At 49.1% G+C, this 23,831-nt stretch carries 23 protein-coding genes; 11 read left to right on the forward strand and 12 right to left on the reverse strand.

What is annotated here, in order from left to right:
* Positions 1–9: 9 nt before the first annotated feature.
* Both TK45_RS05745 and TK45_RS05750 read right to left on the reverse strand, forming a co-directional pair.
* Complete coding sequence (locus TK45_RS05745; RefSeq protein ID WP_131257687.1) at positions 10–924, reverse strand: restriction endonuclease; 915 nt, start codon at positions 922–924, stop codon at positions 10–12.
* A gap of 9 nt (positions 925–933) precedes the next feature.
* Positions 934–1,107: a helix-turn-helix domain-containing protein gene (locus TK45_RS05750; protein ID WP_131257688.1), complete on the reverse strand. Its 174-nt coding sequence runs from the start codon at positions 1,105–1,107 to the stop codon at positions 934–936.
* Between the two features lie 361 nt (positions 1,108–1,468).
* Here TK45_RS05750 and TK45_RS05755 point away from each other — a divergent pair, with 361 nt between their 5' ends.
* Genes TK45_RS05755 through TK45_RS05785 form a run of 7 tightly spaced genes read left to right on the forward strand, consistent with a single transcriptional unit; the run spans position 1,469 to position 9,198 of the window.
* Positions 1,469–2,350: a TnsA endonuclease N-terminal domain-containing protein gene (locus TK45_RS05755; RefSeq protein ID WP_131257689.1), complete on the forward strand. Its 882-nt coding sequence runs from the start codon at positions 1,469–1,471 to the stop codon at positions 2,348–2,350.
* Entirely contained in the window at positions 2,322–4,490 is a 2,169-nt protein-coding gene (locus TK45_RS05760) for a DDE-type integrase/transposase/recombinase (RefSeq protein WP_165490714.1), read from the forward strand. The genes TK45_RS05755 and TK45_RS05760 overlap by 29 nt, the downstream gene beginning before the upstream one ends.
* Positions 4,483–5,952: a TniB family NTP-binding protein gene (locus tag TK45_RS05765; protein WP_165490715.1), complete on the forward strand. Its 1,470-nt coding sequence runs from the start codon at positions 4,483–4,485 to the stop codon at positions 5,950–5,952. Before TK45_RS05760 ends, TK45_RS05765 begins: the two co-directional genes overlap by 8 nt.
* Complete coding sequence (locus TK45_RS05770) at positions 5,949–6,875, forward strand: TniQ family protein (protein ID WP_131257692.1); 927 nt, start codon at positions 5,949–5,951, stop codon at positions 6,873–6,875. Before TK45_RS05765 ends, TK45_RS05770 begins: the two co-directional genes overlap by 4 nt.
* Positions 6,847–8,433: a TnsD family Tn7-like transposition protein gene (locus TK45_RS05775; RefSeq protein ID WP_131257693.1), complete on the forward strand. Its 1,587-nt coding sequence runs from the start codon at positions 6,847–6,849 to the stop codon at positions 8,431–8,433. Before TK45_RS05770 ends, TK45_RS05775 begins: the two co-directional genes overlap by 29 nt.
* Complete coding sequence (locus TK45_RS05780; RefSeq protein ID WP_131257694.1) at positions 8,433–8,732, forward strand: hypothetical protein; 300 nt, start codon at positions 8,433–8,435, stop codon at positions 8,730–8,732. Before TK45_RS05775 ends, TK45_RS05780 begins: the two co-directional genes overlap by 1 nt.
* Positions 8,733–8,745: 13 nt before the next feature.
* Positions 8,746–9,198, forward strand: coding sequence for a hypothetical protein (locus TK45_RS05785; RefSeq protein ID WP_131257695.1), 453 nt, complete (start codon positions 8,746–8,748; stop codon positions 9,196–9,198).
* A gap of 137 nt (positions 9,199–9,335) precedes the next feature.
* On the opposite strand, the gene TK45_RS16210 is transcribed toward TK45_RS05785, so the two are convergent.
* Entirely contained in the window at positions 9,336–9,503 is a 168-nt protein-coding gene (locus tag TK45_RS16210) for a hypothetical protein (protein ID WP_165490716.1), read from the reverse strand.
* 115 nt (positions 9,504–9,618) lie between these two features.
* Complete coding sequence (locus tag TK45_RS05790; RefSeq protein ID WP_131257696.1) at positions 9,619–11,907, reverse strand: CocE/NonD family hydrolase; 2,289 nt, start codon at positions 11,905–11,907, stop codon at positions 9,619–9,621.
* Between the two features lie 153 nt (positions 11,908–12,060).
* Here TK45_RS05790 and TK45_RS05795 point away from each other — a divergent pair, with 153 nt between their 5' ends.
* Positions 12,061–14,094, forward strand: a complete 2,034-nt coding sequence (locus TK45_RS05795; protein WP_131257697.1) for a winged helix-turn-helix domain-containing protein — start codon at positions 12,061–12,063, stop codon at positions 14,092–14,094.
* A gap of 137 nt (positions 14,095–14,231) precedes the next feature.
* Here the strand turns inward: TK45_RS05795 and TK45_RS05800 are convergent, their stop codons facing one another.
* The 3 genes from TK45_RS05800 to TK45_RS05810 form a co-directional block, all read right to left on the reverse strand.
* On the reverse strand, positions 14,232–14,708 hold the full coding sequence (locus tag TK45_RS05800; RefSeq protein WP_131257698.1) for a DUF1456 family protein: 477 nt from the start codon (positions 14,706–14,708) through the stop codon (positions 14,232–14,234).
* Between the two features lie 179 nt (positions 14,709–14,887).
* Positions 14,888–16,045 (reverse strand): hypothetical protein, encoded by a 1,158-nt coding sequence (locus TK45_RS05805; protein ID WP_131257699.1) that lies wholly within the window; start codon positions 16,043–16,045, stop codon positions 14,888–14,890.
* 16 nt (positions 16,046–16,061) lie between these two features.
* On the reverse strand, positions 16,062–16,868 hold the full coding sequence (locus TK45_RS05810) for a crotonase/enoyl-CoA hydratase family protein (RefSeq protein WP_131257700.1): 807 nt from the start codon (positions 16,866–16,868) through the stop codon (positions 16,062–16,064).
* 248 nt (positions 16,869–17,116) lie between these two features.
* Here TK45_RS05810 and TK45_RS05815 point away from each other — a divergent pair, with 248 nt between their 5' ends.
* The gene (locus TK45_RS05815; RefSeq protein WP_254426550.1) at positions 17,117–19,030 is read left to right on the forward strand and encodes a methyl-accepting chemotaxis protein; all 1,914 of its coding nucleotides are present in this window, start codon (positions 17,117–17,119) and stop codon (positions 19,028–19,030) included.
* Between the two features lie 2 nt (positions 19,031–19,032).
* Here the strand turns inward: TK45_RS05815 and TK45_RS05820 are convergent, their stop codons facing one another.
* Genes TK45_RS05820 through trxA form a run of 4 tightly spaced genes read right to left on the reverse strand, consistent with a single transcriptional unit; the run spans position 19,033 to position 21,517 of the window.
* On the reverse strand, positions 19,033–19,428 hold the full coding sequence (locus tag TK45_RS05820; RefSeq protein WP_131257701.1) for a rhodanese-like domain-containing protein: 396 nt from the start codon (positions 19,426–19,428) through the stop codon (positions 19,033–19,035).
* Between the two features lie 13 nt (positions 19,429–19,441).
* Entirely contained in the window at positions 19,442–20,191 is a 750-nt protein-coding gene (locus TK45_RS05825; RefSeq protein WP_131257702.1) for a sulfite exporter TauE/SafE family protein, read from the reverse strand.
* A gap of 6 nt (positions 20,192–20,197) precedes the next feature.
* The gene (locus TK45_RS05830) at positions 20,198–21,067 is read right to left on the reverse strand and encodes an MBL fold metallo-hydrolase (protein WP_131257703.1); all 870 of its coding nucleotides are present in this window, start codon (positions 21,065–21,067) and stop codon (positions 20,198–20,200) included.
* 30 nt (positions 21,068–21,097) lie between these two features.
* A complete protein-coding gene (gene trxA, locus TK45_RS05835; RefSeq protein ID WP_131257704.1) occupies positions 21,098–21,517 on the reverse strand; it encodes a thioredoxin in 420 nt (139 codons plus the stop codon).
* A gap of 187 nt (positions 21,518–21,704) precedes the next feature.
* Here trxA and TK45_RS05840 point away from each other — a divergent pair, with 187 nt between their 5' ends.
* Positions 21,705–22,538 (forward strand): GyrI-like domain-containing protein, encoded by an 834-nt coding sequence (locus tag TK45_RS05840; RefSeq protein ID WP_131257705.1) that lies wholly within the window; start codon positions 21,705–21,707, stop codon positions 22,536–22,538.
* 55 nt (positions 22,539–22,593) lie between these two features.
* Complete coding sequence (locus tag TK45_RS05845; protein WP_131257706.1) at positions 22,594–23,067, forward strand: MarR family winged helix-turn-helix transcriptional regulator; 474 nt, start codon at positions 22,594–22,596, stop codon at positions 23,065–23,067.
* Between the two features lie 7 nt (positions 23,068–23,074).
* On the opposite strand, the gene TK45_RS05850 is transcribed toward TK45_RS05845, so the two are convergent.
* The gene (locus tag TK45_RS05850) at positions 23,075–23,815 is read right to left on the reverse strand and encodes a ferredoxin--NADP reductase (RefSeq protein WP_131257707.1); all 741 of its coding nucleotides are present in this window, start codon (positions 23,813–23,815) and stop codon (positions 23,075–23,077) included.
* Positions 23,816–23,831 lie beyond the last annotated feature (16 nt).

The following is a 23,831-nucleotide window of genomic DNA, read 5'->3' on the forward strand; positions in this document are numbered from 1 at the left end:
TGATGCCTTTTAATTCTCAAAAAATTCTTCGTCTATTTTCTTCAGGTGCAATACCTGCTCGTCTCGACTGCCGATGTTGTATCGCAGCATGAGCTTGGCTAATTCAGTGCCATTGATAAGGACAATGCGAGTACCTAAGTTTTGTGCTGTCTCGATAGCTGATGTGGTGAAATCTGAGGTAGTAATAAAAATACCTTTCTGCGCTTTTTTAAGATTTAGCGCTCCAAAGAAGTCTCGGATGTCACCAGCACTTACGTTTTTGCCTTCGGCATAACGTTTGGCTTGGATATAGATTTGATCAACTCCTAGTGGGTCTTGGTCAATTACTCCATCTACACCATTGTCACCGGTTTTACCAAGTGCGTGAGCAGCACCTTCGCCTGTACCGCCATATCCCATGGCGACTAGAAGCTCAATTAATAGGTCTTCAAAAAAAGCTGGGGTGACTTTACGGGTTCTATCGAGGATATCTTGCGCTAGTGCATCGTTAATCTTTTTGTATGCGGCTCTTAGTGCTTCGTCAGGGGTGATTTCTTTATCTGACTCTACGTCAATGCTAGGCGTATCTGATTCATTTGTCTTTTGCTTAAATGCTACAAATTCATCAAATTGCTTTAGATAGTCATTGTCAATTTTAACACTGGGATCTTGCAAAGCGGATATACCACGAGCGGTGATCACAAAATGTGCTCGCCGTGTGGTCTCAAGCAAGCCTGCTTTGGTTAGGTAAGTCCTAGCCCAACCAACACGGTTATCAAGAATAGATTGTCTGCCGCTTGGCAGTGTCTCTTCACGTTCAGCTTCAGATAGACAGAACTTATCAGCTAACTGATTTATCACATCGCGTAATCTAACTTCTTTGCCATCAGCTTGATGAGCAATTTCGAGAAAGGGGCGCATGAATTCTTGATAACTTGGTATCATACAACGTCCTTATTTTTGTTTTTGTTCTTCAATCCACTTTTCTAAATCGGTCCGCCTAAAGCGCCAACTTCCACCTACTTTAAAACCAGGAAGTTTACCTTCACTTGCTAGTCTGTAGGTGGTCTTTTCATTCAGCTTTAGGTACAAAGCGACCTCTTGAATGGTCATTATTCCATCATTCATGGGTGTTTCTCATGCATTGAATATGGCTAGGATATGAGAAAATTGCGGAAAATGCCATTGTCATTCTATTAATTACTTAAATATTAAGTCGTTACCAACTTTTGCCATCTCTTTTTAAAAGAAACACTTACAAATTATGTCATTTTTTAAATGGCAAAAAATTCCGATTTTTATAAAAAATTCGTTTTTTGACAGAAAGTATTAATTCCTTTATATTATTGTTTTATAAGGATAATTTGATCTTTTTGTTGGTTTTGGTTACGCTGTTTATGGTTCACTAAACGGATAGCTAAAATGCAAAATCAATTCTCAATACAAGCCTTCATCTTTTCTCTGAGTTTAAATTTTTCGAGATAAGACGATGGGGAAGAAATTTAAAGGCTGCACGCTAGAGCGGCAAGATAGTTGGTATAAAGCGCATCGCGAAAGCTTTGAGGCAGGGCGAGTGTATGAGCCGTTTCTACGCACTGATGATGTGCCAAGTCACGGCATTAAAAGCAAGGTGCCGCATTTTCGCGATGCACGGCGTTTAGTGCATGTCTTGTCGCTTAACGAGCTTTGGATGTACCTGCATCTCGCCAACAATCCTTTCGTGATTGATGTGTACGAGCAGTACGCTATTCCGCTCGATGCATCGTTAGCCATTGCTGATATGCTCGAAGTGAAGCATCCGGTCTACGCCGATACACGTGTGCCTATTGTTCAGACTATTGATTTCATGGCGCGAATGATTAATCCGGAAACCGGCGAAGAGTCTTTAAAAGCCTTTCCTGTAAAGCAGCCTGAAGACGCTCAAAAGCTGAGAACTGCACAAAAACTTGCTTTGCAAGAAGGGTATTGCCGCTTAGAAGACATTGAATATGAATTAATCACAAGCGACGTCCTGCGCACCGTGCATAGCCAAAATTTAGACACGTTGTACCGCCATCGCGAGCTGTCCGTGTTTCTTGGGCGCGTGGCCAAGCGCTGGCTACCAAATTTCTTCGGTGCGTTGTCTGATGATAGACATGCGCGAGCGGCACATCTTGTCGAGCGAGCGAGTATCGCAACTGGGGTTAATTACGAGACAGGCGTATCGATTTTCTACAATGCACTGTGGCATAAGCAAATCAGCTTCAATTGGTCGCAGTACTTACGCTTGGAAAAAGCCGCATCTGATTTAGGATTGGGTGCACATGCTGCCTGGTACCATAGTGCCCGCGTCAGGACTAGAAGTGAACCGTGTTGTGGTTCGCGAAGATGACAGTCACCCTTTTACGTTAGGCGATAAAACCCTTACAGAAGACATGTTGCTCGTGCAAGTCGATGTAGGACTTGATGAAGCCTTTGTCATCAACATCGAATCGACACCCAAAAAGCCTATTCGGCTGCCGTACCAGGCCCTTTTAGATGCCATTAATGCCGGACATTTGGGGGTGGTAGATATGGATTGGGATGACGAAGTCACGCGAGCGTTCGACCAGCTGACAAAAAGCGAACAGGCGAAAGCTCAATCACGCTACGCGTTAATCGCCCCGCTCATTAGTGATTTAGAAGCCGTTATCCGAAACAAACATGGGGACGCTGTATTTCAAAAGGTGATTGCAGCCAGCGGTCGCTCGAAACAATACGTGTATAACTGCTTTTACGGCTATCTATTTTACGGTCAACGCCGGTGGGCGTTGGCACTGCCCATCGGCAAGTATATCTTTCACAAAGCAAAAGCGTCGCGAGACATTAAAGTAAAACAAGGCCGACCGAATGAGCTCGTGGCGCGAGGAAAAATCGTCGTTGAGTACGATATCAAAGCTTTTACGTGGGCACTCAAAAAATACCAAAGCCGCAATGGCCCGTCTTTGGATCGTGTGTTTCTCGAAATGCTGGGCAAGTTCTACTTCGCATCACGCACACGTGCTGCGACGGGCGTTGTTAACGCTAACAGTAGCCGCTTTCATGTAGAGTTAAAGCCGCGTACTGAGCGCCCCACTATCGCGCAATTTACATACTGGGTGAAAAAGCAATGCGGCGGCAGTTTACCCAAACGCGACCAAAAGCGACGAAACCCCATAGAGCACAGCAAGGACCTTGCTGGGCGTACTGGCGACGCGTTTGGCACGGATGATGGCTTTGGCAAAACGTTTGAGCTGGATGAAACACCGTTTGATGAGGAAGCGGTATCTCAATTTGACGAAACCCGTCAAACAAAGATAGGAAAACCTACCTTTTATTTTGTGGTGGACCGTTTCTCGCGCTACATCACTGGGCTATATATCACAACGGAAGCGCCGTCGTTTAAGACGGTGCGTCAGGCAGTGTTTAATGCCGCCATAAATAAAGAAAAATTCCTAGAAGAGTATGGTTTCGAGCCCGGTGAAGTGAAGTGGGAATATCACGGTGTACCGACCACATTGTTTGTTGATAACGCGGAATTTCGTAACCGCAAATCAGAGGCCGCTGTAAGCGATTTGGCGATGAAAGTGCAGTTTTCCCGACGTGGGCGTGGTGATGATAAGCCCCATGTAGAGCAACTTTTTCGCGTGTTTTCACTGTGGTTTAAAGGTTTAAGTAAAGGCCAGCAAACCAAATCGTTGGCCGATATCGCCGCACAATTAGCTCGTAAGCACGCGTCACTCAATCTCACCGAGCTCTATATCATCGCCATCATTTACATCAACTATCACAACAATCACAGGCGACTAAAAAACTATCAATATTGCAAAGAAATGTTGATAGACGACGTTCCCCCGATTCCTGCCAAGTTGTGTGAATGGGGGCAGCGGTATCGACCTGGCCATACCTTGAAATATGATGAGCGGGATCTCTATCGGGCGTTACTACCCGTGGCGGAGGTGTCGGTACATCAACGGGGTATTTACTTTGCTGAGGTGGGGCTCTGGTATAACTGTGAGTACGTGCTTGAGAGTGGACTGCAAGACAAGCGGGTAAGTCGTAATCGCGTCGTGAAGTTACGTGCTCGCTACAACGAGAATTTGGTGGATGTCATTTTTCTTGAAACTGATGATGGGCTTAAACCAGCGACTCTTGATGTGCGCTGCCAAGCATTTCAGGGGCTCTCATGTTATGAAGCGACACTACAGCGTAAATCCATGGCGCGAGATGATGAACTGGCAAAAGATGAGGAAATGGAGTTTGCACTGGGCGTTTCCCAAGCTATGCAACGCCTTTTAAAGGTTGCACAAAAAGAAAAGCAGCCAGGCGTCATGCCCTCTACCGCCACGTTAAAAGACAACCGCAAACTTGAAGCTATCTTAAATCGTTATGCCGACATCAATAAGTTTTTAGCCGCTGTGCAGTTGGACCAAGTGCAGATTGAGCCTATTGAACTGCCCGATAAACCAAATTCCACCAATATCTATGACGAATTCGAGGAAGATGATGCCTAAACGTCGCCCTGTTTCAGTCGCAAAAGCGCACTATACTCCGTCTGATGTAGCGATATATGCGGGAAATCCGCTGATCGAAGCATTGCCACCTCGGTTGGGATCCAAACTGTTACGCCAACGTTTGACGGTGAAGCCCAACAGCACGCATGTGGAGCACTTAAGTTTAGGCGAGCGCGAAGATCATATACACACGCTGTTCGACATACGTTTGTTATCGCAGCAGCATTTAGACTTGTACTACGACATGTATTCCATGATTCGGCATGGCTATGTGCATCGCAACCCAGTGCGGGCGGAGGTCGTCGCCTGGAGTTATGACATCGCCGATCCGAACGTTGAGCAAAAAGATGTTAATCAACCATTGCTAGCGGATGCTTTGGCACCGACTGTGGCAGAAGCGTTATTTTTGACGGGCTTTTCCGGCAATGGCAAGTCGACGATGACCGAACACTTACTGTTCAACCTCTTTCCACAGGTCATCGAACATACTGCCGCTGACTTTGATGAGCCGCAAGTCGTTTACTTAAAAGTGGATATGCCCCACAACGCGTCGCGGGGAGGGTTAATTTCGCGCCTACTTACCGAGTTAGATCGGGTACTGACTGCAACATCTTATGGGGACCCGCGTTATCGAGACGTGATCAAAAAGAAGAATGGTGACCACATTAAGCTCGATGTAATGATGGAAGTGCTTATCACAGCGTGTAATCGCCATCATGTCGGTTTATTGGTGATTGATGAATTTCAGAACATGAAAGTCGCGTCACTGCGCTACCGCAACGAAATGCTTCAGCTTTTCGATGAGCTTGCTAATCAGCTTTTCATTCCCACTATCAAAATCGGCACACCAGATACGCTGATGATGTTTGATAACGCTCGGCATAAGCGCCGCCTAGGCAAACCGTTTGAGTTAAATCGGTTGAATGAGCCTAAGACGTGGGAGCGGTTGTTGACGATGCTTTATGACTTTCAGCCGCTGGCCCATCCGATTGCGCGAGATTACAAGATTGACGCAGCCTTATTGCACTTAACCGCAGCGGTTCCGGCGTTTGTATTAGGGCTTTGGGAAGCGACGCTTATCAAAGCCATACGTACAGGCAAAGAGAAAATGTCGGTTACGCTGATTAAACAAGCGTGTCGAGAACGCTTTCCGCTGTTGAGTACCGCCACGCGCAATATCAATCATAATCGCAGAGGGGGCTATGCTGATTTACTGACGGTGCAGCAGTACTTAGCGGAAGATAACAATGCGTTGGCGCTGAAGCATTTAAAACAATTTGCTGAAAAAGTTGATGTGAAGGGCGAAGCCGCCAGCGATGTGATTAAAGACATCGATAGTTCGTTTAATGCTGTCGAGCTTAATAGCCAGCAGCGTAACAAGTTACTGGATATCAAGAATAAGCTGGTTGAAAAAAGTCAGGCGGTGTTAGGTCCACAGACTATCGAGCATAAAGCAACATGAAGTGGTTATCGCTTTACCCAGATGAACACATCTACAGCGGTCTCATTCGCTATCGCATTCGAATGGGGCAGGGTGTGATGAGTGACAAGCGATTTTTTTCCCATAACGGATTACCCTATCAATGGTTTCGCTCGCAAGTACCACTTAATCATCTCATGCGTGAGACCCTGGATATTATTACGCCAGAGCCTGACAAGCAGTTTGCCTTACGCCTTAATCATACCCCATTTGCGCCGTGGTTATTGTCATTGCCTGGCAGCATGGCCCCGCATGAGCTCAAAGAGGCGAGTCATCGGCCAAACACTGAAGAAAACCCTTTTCAGGTAGATCGGCGCTGGAAGTACTGCCCAAATTGCATGCAGATACACAAAGCAAAATTTGGGGTTAGTTACTGGCGAGCCACCCATCAATTACCTGGGGCGCTTATCTGTGAAGAACACGGTACGCCTCTGCACAGTCACGATGAATTGCGCTATTTAGCATTTAAACTCCCTCATCATTACCTTCACAAATCCCAGGCGCTCGTCCTCGAAGCTAACTGGCAACATGATTGGCAGTCTTTTATTTATCGTATGAGTCGTCAGCTTCAATCGAACCCCGAATGGGCTCGAAATGTCGCTCACTGTATGAAGTCCTATTTGGGCCTAGAGCGTGTGATTAAACACACTCACCGAGTGCGGTTTGGTGGTTTCTTTGAATGTATGAAGGAGGACTTGGGACAAGACTGCTTGGCGGGTCTGTTTACTCGTTTCGCAAGAGGCAATGGACGTCAGCCTAATATCTTGTGGTTGACGTTATCAGGATATTCTCAAGGTAAAGGGCTTCGTCATCCGCTTTATTGGCTTGCTTGTCTGTTTTGGCTTAGAAGCGCCCTACCTGAGCTGGCTTTCTTGCATGAACATCGTTCAGATCACGGCTCATGAGACAGTATTTAGTTGGGTCTCTCGCTGCCACTTGCGCTGTGGCGTGGGACATGTTCGCAATACTTACCAAGCATTACTAAATGTCTTTGATATCAGGTTGCATCCTTATTTACCCAACCATTTGCACGGTATTACCCAATCAAGCGGTATCGATGAAGAAACATTATTGGTGCAACATACATTGTACGCATTATTTCGCTTCTTTGAACATGATACTAAAGGGCAGCTTCGGCGTGTAATGTGCCGTTCCGGTTCTCCAGTACTTGCGGCCCATATTCCGCAAGCGGCTATAGGTATTGCTCTAGAGCATCGGTATTGTCCTCTATGTGCTAAAGCGCAGCGACAAACACTTGGTTTTAGTTATTTTGATATTCGATATCAAATTCCCGGCGTTGTAGCCTGTCCGCTCCATCAATGCTTATTGGCTTCAATTGCTAGTGGTGATGGCGCACTTGATAAGCAAATATGTCTTCCACGAGTTGTAGCGGTACTTCAGGAGTGCTTAACGAAAGAGGCGCATTTCTCGGCTTTCTGTTTTGAGGTCCTTGATGGTGCTCTTGATCATTCTGATGCCGTATGCAGCCAACACAGTTATCTCAATGTACTGGATAGAAAAGGATTCATTACCAAGCGGGGGCATCTGAGGTTGAGGCAGCTTATCGATGCCTTGAGAGATTTTTATGCGGATATTAGATTACCCAGAGGTGCAGAAGCGTTACTGACTTTTGATTTTGTTGGGCCGCTGCTGCGAAAGAAAACCCATTCACCGAGGCACCCACTGCAACACTTGCTGGTGGGATATTGGTTGTTTTCTGGGGATGCGGCCTGTTACTTCAATGTTCCTACGGCAATTGAGCAGTTGTCATTACCGATAGAAGAAACATCATCTGCCGACGAGTTGATAAAACAGGGGGTGGTTAATGGCTTGAGTCTAAACGCAATAGCAAAACAGACAGGTAAGAGTCGTTGCTATGTCAGACGAATCGCAGAGTTGAATAAACTACAGCACCGGACGAATAGCTTGGCAAATAGCCATAAAACTCGTGATTTGGTCGTGTTTCAAGCGCAGCTTGGACTGCATCGAAAAGTGATCGCCAATAACCTGGGAGTCGGTGTTGGTTATGTTGAACAAGTTATTTCCAACACGCCAGAGCTGGTGAGTTGGCGAAAAACGCTCGCGAAATTCCAGAAAGTTGCAGCAGCTAAAGAAACCATTACTGCTGCACGTTTAGCACATCCGGACTGGGTCAGAAAAGATATTAAAGCATATTGTACCAATGCGTTTTTCTGTCTTTACCGCAATGATAAGGCGGCGTTAGAGTTGGTGTTGCCCGAGAAACTCCCACCTCAAACCCCAAAGCTTGATTGGATTAAAGAAGATTCTCGTCTATTTGAAGCAATTTCAGCACTTAAGCCACCGTACCCCAAATCATTATCCGCTTTAGGGCGAGTAGTGAAGGACCGTGCTCATCTAAGAGAGCGGTTGCATTTATTGCCGAAAACCAAGGCATTGCTGGTGGAGCTGAAGCTCCTGTGTATTACAAACAGGAGAGCATGATGACCAGCGCTTCAGTTCTCGAACATCGCCTCATGCGACTCTGCCCGAATGTGATTTTTTACGAACCGCTGAACATTGATGAGAAATTCATTTTCATTCTGCACCGATTGCTGACAACCCTGTCGTTTCTGGCCGGTAACGGAAGTGTGGAAGTCTTGTACGTAGAGATATGCAAAACTACACACATACCGACATTGCATCTGATGCTACCGTCCTGCATCAGTAATGAAGTGCTGAATTCACTGTTTGATGAAACACAATTACTGCTCAATCTAGCCGCAGTCCATGACATTAGCTAACTAAGGAAAAAATATGAAAGTATTGATTCTATGTACATCAAATTTGAATCGTAGCAAAACAGCAGAACTGCATTTTCGAACGAAAGACGCTAGTCATATTTATTGCTCAGCTGGGCTGAGTGAAAAGGAGTGCAATCGACACAAAACAACGCTGTGTACTGAGGCAATGCTCGAAGACGCTGACATTATTTTTGTGATGGAAGATGAACACGTCAAGCGAATTCAGCAGCACACGGGGGAACGATTTTTAGATAAAGTCTTTATTCTCAATATACCTGATGTATACAAGTGCGGTGAAGACGCGTTGATTGAGCGTTTAGACGCAAGTTGGAATGAAATGCAATTCGAAGTGTTGTTTGCACATATTGCGTCATCATCACGTGCAGCGAGACATCTCTTTGATGTCAGCGATGAAGAGCTAGCAGCAACATATAAACCTGGGGATACTGAAACGAAATCTCGCTAAAAGATTTTGTATTCATCTAATTTAAAAATTGTTTAAATTTAGTTGGTTAGAATTGTCTTCGTTTTAATTAAATCTAATAAGGCAAAATAGCCCTCTTTTGACAAGGGATGCAGGGCAACTTTGTCTTCGTTCTAATTTTAAGAGATCAAGGGGCCAGAGTTTTTCGATACCGCTTTGTCTAAAGTGTTTTGGAATTCTGCTAAAAATCGTTTCATACGCATGTTGTGCCCGGTCTGCATATTCTCGGCCATATGAGCTGCTGTGGTTTGTGCGTTAACCGCATCCTGAAACTGACCTAACTGCATATTAGCCTGCGCGAAGATTAAGTCTCGCGCAGGAGCGGGAATATCGTATTTCTGCTCAGAAATAAATTAATAGTGGGCCTTAAACGCCGTCACCCCGCCTGATTTCAACGATGATTTATTCAGGTGCCACCCAAGGAATTAGCGGCAGATGGATCAGCGAGTCACTAAACCAGCTAATTTTTAGCGGCTCACCGGCATCCGCTGCCGATTCGTCGGCCACCGGCTTGCCACTACCCAAATTAACCTGCGCATCGGCGTTTTTATTGACGTTCAGTACCATCACCAGTTTGCTGCCTTTGCCCAGCAAGCGGGCACTCATACGGGTATTGGTCATTGGGATGCGGGCTTTCTGCCCTGGTATCAGCAGCGTTCTTGTAGCCATGTCGGCAGCATAGCTGGCGCGGCTGATGTAGTTGATCAGATGAAAATACTCGCCTTCTGCCGTCAGTTCATAAAGGTTATAGCCAATATCCACATCGCGTTTATTTAACGCCAGTGAGAAATACCCGGTTACGCTGCCGGCAAATTGCATTGGCTGCTCAAATGCGTCGGTGGTAAAAACCAGGCCCTTTTCGTCCGGTAATTCACTGAGGATTTGCGGGTAATGCCGCAGGTTACGCTGTTCGCTGCGATCGGCCATATCCACGCTGATGGTAAATGATTGCTGCGTTTCGGCTGGCGTGGTGGCCAGAATTAGCGCTCCGCTCGTTTGCTCCTGGCGCAAATAAAAGTTCTGCCCCTGCTGATTCAGTGCGGTAAATGACGGCACTGATACCCAGCTATTAGCGCCCATCAACTGGTAATTGATTTTGTCCTTGAGCAGAGCAGGCATTGGTGCGCCGGCCAATACATGATCAAACCATGCAAAGGTGAGCTCTTCGGTGTCTTTTTCCAGTGCGACCGGATCCAGTTGGTAATTGCTGAAGAATTCATAGGGTCGGCCTTGTGCTGTGCCATGGGTGTAGGGGCCAATCAGCAGATAGTGCTGCGAATTGTGGTTAAACAGCTCATGTTGTTGCAGGTAATCAAGCGCCGAAATCTGCCCGCCGTCGAAATAGCCGGTGATGCTCAGAACTGGTATGTTGATGCGCGCATAATCGCTTTTATAGGGTTGCATGGCCTGGTAATAGGTATCGAATCCAGGATGTTGCAGCCACTTCTGAAACCACGGATTGGGCTTGCCGTCGGTTTGCTCAATATCGCGGATGGCAAGGCCTGACTGATAAAACTTCTGCTTAAAGTTTTCCGACGCTTGCCAGCCCTGATAGACACTGTGATCCATGGTGTCGTTGTTGGTCACGTGCCAGGCCCACTCATAATTGCTGGTCAGCACTATGTTATTTTCCAGCGGCAAGCCGGTTATCAGGCTGGCCGCGGCGTAAGGCACGATAGTTTTCAGCGCCTCGGGCACATGTTTGGCAGCGGCCCATTGAGTAAAACCGTTATAGCTGCCGCCGTACATGGCCACCCGACCATCGCTGAACGGCTGACGTGCAACCCAGTTAATTACCCGCACGGCATCCTCGCCTTCGTGCTCCCAGGGCACAATCGGATTTTTGCTACCGCGTTTGCCGCGTGAATTGGCAACCACCCCCACGTAACCATGCGCGGCAGCATGCATTGCAGTCAGGATATGGGCTTTTTCATCAGCATAAATGGTGAACTGTAATGCCGTGGGGCGCGGCTTCTGAGCGCTTTTAGGGCGCACAATCGTCGCTGTCAGTTCGATGTCGCCATCTTTTATCATCACTCTGGGCTGGATCTCGAAGCGACGTGACTGTTCTTGTTTGATTTGCTGCTGACTCAAGGGGATCACCTGATACAACACTTCCAGCAATTGGGCGTTGCTTAAAATGGCTAGTGCTTGTTGGCGATTGACCCTTTGCTGTGACTGAACCTGCTGCCATACATTGCGCAAATACTGCTCCGCTCTTGGCACCGACCAGCCCAGGTACTGACTCAGTTGTACAAATGTTTCGTCATCCGCCTGACGCAAAACCGCTTCAATTTGCTGCTGAATGGCATTGGGCCAACCGTCAGACTGCGGCGGATGCTTGGCGGCGGCCTGGCTGTATAGCACATAAGGATAAAAATCCTCGGCACGCTTGGCCTGCTGATAGGCGGCGAGCACCGCCTCGTGCTGCCCGGCAAATGACAACAACGCAAGTTGATCAAACAGTCGGGGCTGCTCGTTTGAGGTTTGCTGATCTAATGTCTGATGGAGTTCAGCCAGTTGTTGCCATAAGGCAGGTGATTTCATCAAGGGGGCGATTGCACTTTCTGTAGATAAATCGGCTGTTTGGATCAGCGTAGGCACTGCAAAGGTCGCTTCCTGGGTTTGTGCCGGGCTGAGGATCGGGTACAGCAGCATCAGTAAAAGGGCAGTGTGGACTAGGTGTTTCATTCAGTTATTCCTGCATGTTTTGGGATTGCCGCACAGCCTAAAAAACACGAGGCGGAAACACATGATGGTACGGTGATTTTTCGTGACTTTTGATGACCGGCACCTGCAATAATGCTATTTTGCTTTGCAAATCAATGAGGTGGAAAACCAGAAATGTGGCGGATTGGCCGGTTTGAATTTTGCCCGGCACGGCAAAAGCTGTGGTGTGATGGTGAAACCATAGCGTTGGAACCGATGGCCGCCGAGCTGCTGGCATACTTCTGTACCCAGCCCAATCGTACCGTCAGTAAAGACGAACTGATTGATCAGGTCTGGCAAGGTCGGGTGGTAACCGACAATGCTATCAGTCGGCTAGTGACCAAACTGCGCAAGGCGCTGGGCGACGATCCACGTCAGCCGGAATTTATCGCCACCCTGCCCAAGAAAGGCTACAGCTTTATCGCCCGGGCGGAACGGATTGAAGAATCTGTTACTATGCCGGCAACCGAACCAGAACCCGACCTTCCCACACAACAGAAACGTAATATCACGGCAATGTTAATGCTATTGCCAGTATTGATTGTGGCATTGCTATGGCAATTTTTGCCCACCGAAAACCGCCAGACATTCACCAGCGTGAAAGCCCTGACCAGCGACAAGGGAACTGCCTCATTCCCACAACTCTCGCCCAGCGGTGACAGATTGCTTTACACCATCCATCACGAGGGCAAGGTACGGCAATTTCTCAAACGTGTGTCGGACCAGCAGTTAATTGAGATTTCCCATGGTGAAGATCTGGGTGTTGGGCCAGCTAAATGGCGCGACGACGGCAGGCAAATCGTCTATCTGGCCGCCTCGCCCAGTCGCTGCGAATATTATGTGCGTGATTTGGATGGCATGCAGTTAAGTGAGCCACAGCTGATTCATCAATGCCCGGCGGGGAGTTACGGCATTATCAGCTATACCCATAAACCGGCAGAGTTAGTATTTACCGCCACCAATGGCGATGGCGCACCTTATTTGCTCTACCGGCTGAATCTGAATAGCCAGCAAGTGGAACGGCTGAATCAACCGCAGGCGGTGTTGGCTGGCAACAGTCAGTTCGACCTGCACCCCGTTGAAAATAAGCTACTCATCTCCTCGCCCGACCAACAGCAATGGGAGGGCTTTTATCAGCTCGATCTGAACAGCAACATTCTGACCCTGCTGTTCAAACAAAATGCATATGTGTGCTGTGGGATTTGGAGCCAGGATGGCGAACATGTGGTGGTGACCGGAGAGCATCCGACCTATCAGCTCAGCGAGTTCAGCCTCGACGGTGACAAGACCAATACCCTGTTTAGTGGCCCGTTGATCCTGTCGTGGCCGCAACGTCATTCCAACGGCCGCGACTACTTGTTTACTGGTGGCCAGAACTATTACAACAGCCAGCTGTATTCGCTGAATGATGCCATTAGTGCAGCGGTATTCACCAGTAGCACCGATGACAGGCTGGCGCATTTTGCACCGCAAAGTGAGCGCATTGCGTTTGTGAGTCAGCGCTCGGGCAATGAAGAAATCTGGTTGGCCGACTCAGCGGCAGCCACGCCACGTAAGCTCACGCACTTCAGCGATAGTCGCCACTATATTGATTTAGTTTGGTCGCCCGATGATAGGCAACTGGCGGGACTGACGCTGAATCAGATCCATCTGATTGATACCGGTAATGGCGCAACACAGGTGCTCGACTTACCTGAGGCGGAAATCCGCGGCTTGTCATTTAAAGATGCGCACACCCTGGCATTCAGTTTGAAAACCCAAACCAACTGGCAGCTATATTTTTATGATTTGCAGGAAAAAGCCCTGCAAAAAGCGCCGCATACCTGGCAATTCGCGCGCTTCAGCAGCCATCCGGATGACAGCCTTTGGCTCGATCAGCAGGGCAATTTGTACGTCGGAGCACAACCACAGCTTGTCGCAGATCCAGTACTCAGAACCGCCCATTTTACTGATGGTCGCCAACTCAATCTGATCAAGCAGGGTAAACACTGGTATTGGCAAAGTGGCTATCCCGATTATCAGTTCTATCACTACAACCAAGACAACGACGATGTCAGCACCCTGTTCAACGCCACTACCAATGGTTTTGATGTACGGGGCGGCTACCTGCTATTCAGCAAGTTGGTGCAGCAAAACGCCAATATCTACAGCACCGAATCCGCTCGTTAGGGCCGTTTTAAATGCAGCAGCTGGGCATTCGATGTGACTCATAGCCGCCTAAGCTGCGGTATTTTGGAAAGGCGGAGCATCCCATAAAACAGGCTTAGCGAAAAAATCCGCCAAGCCCTGCGCTCAGTCTGTTCCGTTTATTGCACGTTAGGTCGATGAACTTTCACCATCCCTTGCAGGAAATTGCGCAGGAGTTGATCGCCACATGGGCGGTAACTGCGGTGGTCTGACTTTCTGAATAATGCAGTGAGTTCGCTTTTGCCGACCGGGAAACCAGCGGCGCGCAAGATGTTCAGCATATCGTCTTGTTGGTATGTCATGGCGATTTTGATTTTGCGCAGTATGTCGTTGTTAGTGAGTCGCTCGCCTGCTTTCATTTGGGCAGGTGCTGCGCCTTCCTGTTTACCGCGTTTTTTGATAATTAACCCATCCAGAAACAAGCTCAGTATTTTGTCGCGGCAGGGCAAAAAGCCCGGCTCATCTTCGCGGCGCATCATACTCATCAGGTATTCTTCTTCGAGGTCGTAATCAACCAGCTTAAAGATGGCGATGGTGGCACTGTTGTCGAGACTTAATGCGAAGCGCAAGCGGCGGAAAACGTCATTTAAAAGCATGGAGTGCCCAATCCGGCAATGTGAATGGGCGGAGTATACAGAGTTGCGCTTTGCTGCGGAAATATTGAAGTGTTCAGGGGCGAAAGTTGATGTGACCACAGCAAGTAAAGCGTCACGTCATTATCACAACACCGAAACGGCGGCAGCCCCTTTTTTCAGGGACGCGGCTGCCGCTGGCTTTAGCGTTCGATGTTATTTTCAACGAGTTTCTGTTGGTATTCCGCTAAAAATCGTTTCATACGCTTGCTGTGCCAGGTCAGCATAGTCTCGGCCAGTTGCGCCGCTGTGGTTTGTGCGTTAACCGCGTCCTGATACTGACCCAATTGCATATAAGCCTGCGCCAGTGCGTGGTGTGCGTAAGCATCTTGCGGATAATCCCGGGTATTTTGTTTGAGAATGGCTAATCCCTTTTGCGGATTATTCTTTAACTCATAGTTAGCCAGTGCAATGATCGAGTCCTGTGGCGATACCGGAAACCCGTACTTCTTTTCTGAAATAAACTGATAATGGGCTTTAATCGCCGATACACCCTGTTGGGAAATATCTGACGTGGGGGATAAGCCACTATGGATATCATCGAACATCAGTTCAATCGCGCGGATCACAGATAACAGTGGCAGTGCCATGGCATTGGTATCGCTGAATGTCTGGCCATGTAACGTCAAGGAGGAGGGCGCGTATTGTTCTACATCGCTAATCAATTGGCGCAATTCGGCGAACTGATGGTCGACCTTAATATTTTCGCCGGTGCTCAGGTATAAAAATCGCGGATTGCCATCGAGTTTGGGCAAATGGGTTTTTACGTGCTGGCTTACCCCGGCCAGATTATCTTTTACCTCGGGATTAACGGCGATATAGGCGTCGAAAATCTCCGGACGGTGCAGTAGCGCAGAGAGTACCAGGGTGCCATTGACCCGAAAGCCACTAAAAATGCGAAATGCATTCAGGCGGTAGCGTTTTTCCAATTCCGGGACTAGGTTATCGCCAATAAAATCAATGATGGGCGTGGTGTTGCCAGATTCATCGAATAAGGTGCCGATCATATTGCCGGGTGCCGGTGTAACAATAATGCTTTGCAGCCACGGCCACTCGCCGTTGAAACTCAGCCAATGATGTATACCCCCTAGGTAACGCTGCGCTTTGGGATCAAAATCGAAATACAGCACGTAACGCTTATCCGGATTGTCCATGTAACCATCGGGTAAATGCACGCTGAATGCTAAGTCCTGTTCGAAGCTGGCATGGGGCAATGTAATGGTTTCAACCGTTTCGGCGCGTAATGTGCCAGTCATCCATACCCAGATAAGGGCAATACCAATCGTCCTGATTAATAACACAATCACTACTCCGGATTCAGTTTCGCGGTAAAAAGGGTTTCGCGGGCTTGTCTTTAGCTAGTCCGTTTTGCATCGCGATACGCTGGTTTTTACGGCCAAGCAGTCTGGCTTGCGTCCAGCGTTCCCAGAATAATGCGCGCCAGCTTCCCACTTGCCAGGTTTTATCAAACAGCGACTTGGTCGCAGCGATGGCAGTGGGCGACTTGGCACAGATTTCTGCCGCTAACGCTTCTGCGTGGGCCATGGGTTCGCTGCTGACGTGGCTTATAAGGCCATATTCAGCGCCTTCGCTGGCGCTAAATAAACGGCCGGTCATGGTCAGTTCTTTGGCGATATCTTCACGAGTCAGGCGCGCCAGATGGATGGTGCCGCTCATATCCGGGATCAGTCCCCATTTAATTTCCATAATCGACAAGCGGGTATCCGGATGGGCAATGCGGATGTCGCTGGCCAGAATCAGTTGCATCCCGCCACCGAAACAGTTGCCATGAATGACACTGATTACCGGAACGGATAATCGTCGCCAGCAATGGGCGACTTCCTGCGCCATATTGGTTTTTTGCCACGGCCATTTTAAAAATAACCGTGCCGCCATAGAGGGTTGTTTGGCGATGGCTGAAAAATCTAACCCGGCGCAAAAAGACGCGCCTTCACCGGCTAAAATCACGCAGCGGATATCGCGGCTTTTTTCGATTTTTCTGGCGGTTTGAATCAGCTGGCGGAACATCGGCATATCCAACCCATTGTGCTTGTCCGGACGATTCAGCCGTACATGGGCAATGTGCCCCTGAATATCCAGCGTTACGCGGTTGGGTTGTGACATAGATCTGGCCTGTTTAATGAGTCTGGTCGGATAATTTCACAGCTATCCACTGGGTGCAATGCTGTTGCTGCCAGTCGCAGTGTCACTTTTATGCAACCTCGAGTGATTAATCTCAGTCGATAGCCGCAACACAATTTGTATGTGATAAGCTGGCTTGCTTATTTGCATTGAGCAAAAAACTCTCATGATTTCGCACTTTTCGCCGTTTAACTGGCGAGGGTGTCACGGAAAGAACGCGTAGTAGTTGTATGAAAAACCTGTCTATCAAACAAAAAATTGCCTTTAGCCTGATTGCGTCTGTACTGATAGCAGCGGCTTTGGTCGCGTCGATTAATCTGTTGCGGGTGAGCAGCAGTGTAGAACAGCGGGTACTGGAAAAAGAGCTACCCAATGTTGTGCAACGCATTGCGGTAGAGATCGATAAAGAAATCAGTCAGATGCAAACTATCGCCCGGCAAATTGCCACCGATCCCATGATTCTTGACTGGAATCAGCGTGGCCAGTCCGTAGAGGGTGAGCGTTTGCTGGTGGCTAAGCTTAAACAAATTGCTACGCAAAATGGCCTTAGCGCTGCTTCGTTTGCCGACCGACAATCCGCCAAATATTGGAATCAGGATGGCTTTTTGCGCACCTTGCAGGACGATAACAGAGATGGTTGGTTTTACGCTTACAAACGCAGTGGGCTGGCGGACATGGTCAGTACCTACCGATACCCGGATGGTAAAACAGACCTGTTTGTTAACTATCAGCAGGTCAGCGGGCGTGGTTTGTCTGGTACGGCCAAATCCTTTGAGTCCGTGATTACCTTTTTACAAAGCTTTACTCTGGAGCAGAGCGGCTTCGTGTTTCTGGCAGACAGTCAGGGCGTAATTCAAATCCACAATGATACCAACCTGTTGGGCACTGCCACGCTGGCCAGCCAATTCGGCAATGCCGCAGCCTCCGCGTTATTACAGCAAAGTACGTTTGCAGTCAGTGAAGCCAGTCTCGATGGGCAAGATTGGATTGTTGCGGCCAGCTACATTCCCAGCATGCAATGGTATGTAGTCGCACAGGTGCCGCGTAGTGAAGTCTTTGCCGGCGTGAGCCGTATGGTGTGGGAGAGTGTGATTTGGACCTTGCTGGCAACGGCCGTCACTGCGTTATTGGGGTGGTATCTGGCCGGCACGCTGACCCGTCCGCTGCACCGTCAGGCGCGCATGTTCAAGCGTTTGGGTATGGGTGAGGCAGATTTAAACTACCGCTTGCCGGAAGAAGGCGAGCGCGAAGTAGTTGCCATGGCGCGCGGATATAATGCGTTTGCGGCCAAGTTGCAGCAGGTGTTTGACTCGATTTCTGCTGAAGCTGCGCAACTTCGGGGATTGGCTACTGAGCTGCGTCGCCAGGCAGAGCAAAGTATGCATAGTTCCCATGAGACAGACACCAACACCACCCATATGTCTGCCGCGATGGCCCAAATCAATGCTGCGGTCAGTGAGATTGCCTCGAATGCCTCACATGCGACGAATACCGCACGCGAGGTTGAAGATAACCGCGCACAAATTGCTGGGGTGGTGGCGCGTTCCCGTCAGGATATTCATGGGCTGAGTAATAAAATTGATGATGTGGCGCAGGTAATTGAGACACTCAACAATAATACCCAAACCATCGCCGGTGTGCTGGAGGTGATTCAGTCGATCTCTGATCAAACTAACCTTTTGGCACTCAATGCAGCCATTGAAGCAGCGCGTGCCGGTGAGCAGGGGCGGGGTTTCTCGGTGGTAGCCGACGAAGTGCGTTCATTGGCCGGCAAAACTGCCGAGTCGACCAAAGAAATTCAGCAAATTATCGAGCAATTGCGCCAGTCTGCTGGCTCAGTGACCGACGAAATCAATCAGATTGTGCTGGGCTCAAGACAAACCTCTGAGTCGATTCAACAGGCAGAAGAGATTCTGGCCAGCAATAAGCAGCGTTTTGCCGAGATTCTGGATATTACCAATCAGATTGCGGTTGCTACCGAGCAACAATCGGTGAGTATTCGTGAGATTAACCAGAATATGCACAAAATCAGTGAACACTCCGGGCAGAATATGCACACCATTAGTGATATGGCCAAGCATACGCTGCAGATGACCGAACTGGCCGCTAAGGTAGACAGCCAGTTGGATCAGTTCCGCCGTTAGGCTTATTGAGTGACTGGCAGGCCGGCAGTTGTCCAGGCCTGCATACCGCCTGCGACAGATTTCACCTGATTGAAACCCATGCGGGTCAGTGCTTCGGCGCTTAACGCTGAGCGTCCGCCAGACTGGCAAATCAAATAGACAGGTTTGTTTGCCAGCTCCTGCAGCGCCTGTTCGGTATCACATAACTGGGTGACGGATGGGTGCTGGTGGATGCGAAATTCCAGCACACCCCTAGGGTAGTTCACTGCCCGATCGATATGGCCATTGGCGAATTCATTTTGCTCACGCACATCGATTAAAATCGTGTGATGGTCGTTTAAAGCCTGTTGCAGTTGTTCGATGCTCACTTCATTGATGGTCGGTTTAACTTCACCCACCAGTTGTTGTGCTGTTTTCATAATGTTCTTCTCCTCAAAGTACCGATTTAACCAGAACCACGCCTGCCATCATGACTAAAAAGATGGCAAAGGCCTTTTGTAACTTGTCTTTATTGATAAATTGATTGATATAGCGACCAGCCAAACCGCCAACAACCCCCCCGCCGGCCATTATCGCAATAATCTGCCAGTCAAATTGCACGCCGGCGGCAGCCATCACGGAATAATATTTATAAAAACCACTGGCCGCATTGATACTAATAATCAGCAGGCTACTGCCCACCGCAATGCTTAGCGGTAAACCGCCCATCAATACCAGTGCGGGTACGATCAGGAAACCACCGCCCACCCCAACAAAACCGGTGACGACGCCGACCACGATACCATCCAGCATGAGTTTTAGGTGTTGTACCGGTTGCTGCGTCGGTTTGGGTTTGCTGCGCCACATTAATATCGCAGATAACAGCATGAGTACGGTAAACACCGCCAGCTGGACGCGGCTGTCTATCTGAAGTGCCAGCCAGGCACCCAGGTAGGTGCCTACCATGCCGGGAAAGCCGAACAGCAGCACATGCGGCCAGGACACCTGCCGATGGCGAATTAGCAGGCTACCGTTAAATAAGCTGATGATGCCGACAATCAATAGCGACGATGCGATAGCCAGTTCCGGTTGCATACCCACCAGATATAACAGTACCGGAATAGTCAGAATTGAGCCGCCAGAGCCAAAAATACTCAGGCACAGGCCAATAATCAGGGCGCCGATAATGGCATTAATCAGCATGACAGATTACAGCGCATTGATCGGTAATTTCAGGTATACCGTGCCATTGTCTTCAGCTGGCGGCAGTTGACCGGCGCGAATATTGACCTGGATGGCCGGTAGTATCAGCCGGGGCATAGACAATGTGGCGTCGCGGGCTTCACGCATACTGACAAATGCATTTTCACTGACGCCATTGTGCACGTGAATATTATGTTGATGCTGCGCCGCCACACTGGTGCGCGATTCGTGCTTGCGCCCTTGGGGCGGGTAATCGTGGCACACATACATAGCGGTTTCGCCCGGCAGAGCCAGTAGCTTGCGGATGGACTGATACAGGGTGTGCGCACTGCCTCCGGGGAAATCGCAGCGCGCGGTACCCACATCAGGCATAAACAGGGTGTCGCCAACAAACAATGCCGACCCATTAATCAGATAACTGACACAAGCCGGGGTATGTCCGGGTGTATGCAGCACCTGAATATGCAGATTGCCGACTTGCAGCGTGTCGCCATGGGCAAATAAGCGATCAAACTGCTCACCGTTGGGCAGAAATTCTTTTTCCAGGTTGAACACCTGCTTAAAGATGCTTTGTACATCAGTGATGTGTTCGCCAATAGCAATACCTGCCCCGAGTTTGTCGCGCAGAAAGGGCGCGGCGGACAGGTGGTCGGCATGGGCGTGAGTTTCTAATATCCATTTTACCGCCAGATGTTTGCCACCCACATAAGCAAGAATGCGTTCAGCGCTGTCGGTACGGGTGCGGCCAGACTTAGGATCGAAGTCCAGCACCGGGTCTATGATAAGCGCCTCGCCCGACTGATTATCACTGACGACATAGCTAAAGGTTTCGCTGTCGTTATCCAAAAAGGCTTCTACGTGAAATGCGCTTTGCATTGTCTGTCTCCTTGTTACGCTTGTCTGGCGTTAGCTGTGCAATGCCTGATTCAGTTGGGCTGCGCTCATTAACCCGGCCTGTTGCCAGTGTATCTGTCCGTTTTTAAAGACGGCAAAAAATGGAATGCTACGTACACCGTAGCGGGCGGCCAGTGCCTGCTGTTGTTCGGTGTTAACTTTGAGAACTAATGCTTTGCCGGCGTTACTTTTAGCCAGTTTGGCTACTTCCGGGGCGGCGGCCTGACACGGGCCACACCAGCTGGCCCAAAAATCTACCAGCACCGGCACACTCGCCTGCTGGATAATGTCGTCAAAATCTGTGGCATTCACATCCAGTGGTGTATCGCTGGCAGGCATCACCTGTTTGCACTGACCACATTTTCCCTGACTAGCCAGAAACTTTGCCGGAATGCGGTTTTTTTGCTGACAGTGGGGACAGACTTTGATCATGATATTCTCCACAGTGAATTTGCTGTTTAGAGTAGCGGGCTTTAATTTTAGTTTCATCTAATTTAGCAAAATATGAAATAAAGGCCAGCCAGAATTTGTCAGTAAAGCTGTACATAAAGATAAAACGCAAGAATGGTCATGGGTTAAGCGGGAAATCGCGGCATAATCGCAAAAAAAGGAGAATGTGATGCATCCGGCAGTTACCCGTACCCTCAAATGGCTGAGTGATAATCCGCAGCAAACGATCGATCTGTATGGGTTGAGTCAGGCGGTGGGGTGTTCGGCGTATCATTTACACCGGTTATTTCGTGCTGCCACGGGATGGCCGTTACATGCCTATATGCGACGCTGGCGACTGGATCAGGCTGCTCATCGACTGATTCGGGAGCCGCATACCGGGATTCTGGATATTGCGCTGGATTGTGGTTTTCAGTCCGCAGAAGCGTTCAGCCGCGCCTTTCGCGAGTATACCGGCCGTTCACCCAGTCAATTCCGTATTCAACCTCATTGGCCTCAACCCATTGTCCATCAGGAGCAATCTATGCAACCTCAGGTTGATATTGTTACCACCCCAACGTTGCAACTTGCCTGTATTGAACACTGCGGGCCGATGCAAAGCTTGCTGGTAACCCTGCAACCTTTTATCCAGTGGCGGCGAGCGAACGGTTTATCCCCGCACAGCAGCCGTACGTTTAACCTGTATCTTACCGACCCGCACAGTGTTGAGCCGCAACAAAACCGCGTGCTGATAGGCGTGGAAACGCCGGCGCCGATGGAGGCGCCTAAGTTAAACATTTATGCCCGCCAGATTCCGCCCATGCGCTGGGCTAAAACCCGGCACGTGGGCAGTTGGGCCGGCGTAGAGGCCGTAGCACGGTATTTATATGCAGAATGGTTGGCCGAAAATGCCGAATCGCTGGCCGATTTTCCGCTGATGATTGAGCGGGTAAATCTGTATCCCGACACACCGGAACATGCGCTGATCAGTGATATTTATTTGCCGTTGATGTCAGAAAATTGATTCTGGCGGTCAGTCTGATATGGTTCGCGCTGAAAGTAATTGGCCGGAAACAGGCGTGCAAAAATACGAAGAATTATTGATTTCATTGCGCAGAGTGATTCGCGCCATTGATTTGTATTCAAAAAAATTAAACCGCGAATCCGGACTAACCGGCCCTCAATTGATTGTGATGCAGCAGATCGCAGCCAATGATGGCATTCTGGCGCGTCAGATTGCCGAAAGCATTAATCTGAGCCCGGCAACAGTCACCAGTATTCTTGACCGGCTCGAGGCCCGCCAATTGATTATTCGTCAGCGTTCCAATCAGGATAAACGTCGGGTGGAGTTATATCTGACCGAACCGGGCAAGCAACTGGTACAAAGTGCGCCTACCCCATTGCAGCAACACTTCATACAGCGTTTTGAGTCGCTGGAGGAGTGGGAGCAAAGTCAGATGCTGGCGGCCGTACAGCGCATTGCCAAAATGATGGATGCCGAGGAACTGGATGCCGCACCTATGCTGGATGTAGGGCAGCTGCAACGCGACTAACCGTCCGTTACCAATATTGCTCGGTGGTGATTTGCCCCGGTTTGCGGCGTAAATTCTTTTCCAGCCCCTGTTCTAACAACCAGGTCTTACACTCGCTGATCATTTGTGGATTACCGCACAACAAGACCTGCGAATGTGGATTGATGAGGATTCCGGTTTGTGCCTGAATTGCGCCATTTTGCAGGTGTTGGGTCAAATGGCCCTGTAGCGCGCCTTGCACGCTTTCGCGGCTGACGACAGGTACATAATCCAATTGCCTGGGATGTTGTTGCTGCAACTGCTGAATCAGTGACTGATAGGCCAGATCCCGCTGCCAGCGCACGCCGTGCACCAGCACAATCTGGTTAAACCGTTGCCATGGCGCATCGGTGCCAAGCATGGATAAAAATGGCCCGATACCGGTGCCAGTGGAAATCAACCATAAAGCCTCACCCTGCGGGACTTCTTCGAGGGTAAAAAAGCCGCTGGCAGGATAGGAAATGTCGACGCTATCGCCAGCCTGCAGCGCTGCCAGAGCCGGTGATAATTTGCCGTCTGCGACTGAAGTAAAATAGATTTCCGCGTAATCAACGCCAGGTGGGTTCACTAATGAATAGGCTCGTTGTACCCGTTCGCCATTGACCTCCAGCGCCAGACGCACGAACTGTCCGGCAATAAAATCCCCATGGGGATAATCTACCTTCAGGCTGAACAGGTTGTCACTCCAGGCATGGTTCTGCTGTACGGTGGCACGATGCCAGTTCGCCATAGTCTTATTCCTTATC

Source organism: Bowmanella sp. JS7-9 (assembly GCF_004329715.1).
GTDB lineage: Bacteria > Pseudomonadota > Gammaproteobacteria > Enterobacterales > Alteromonadaceae > Pseudobowmanella > Pseudobowmanella zhangzhouensis.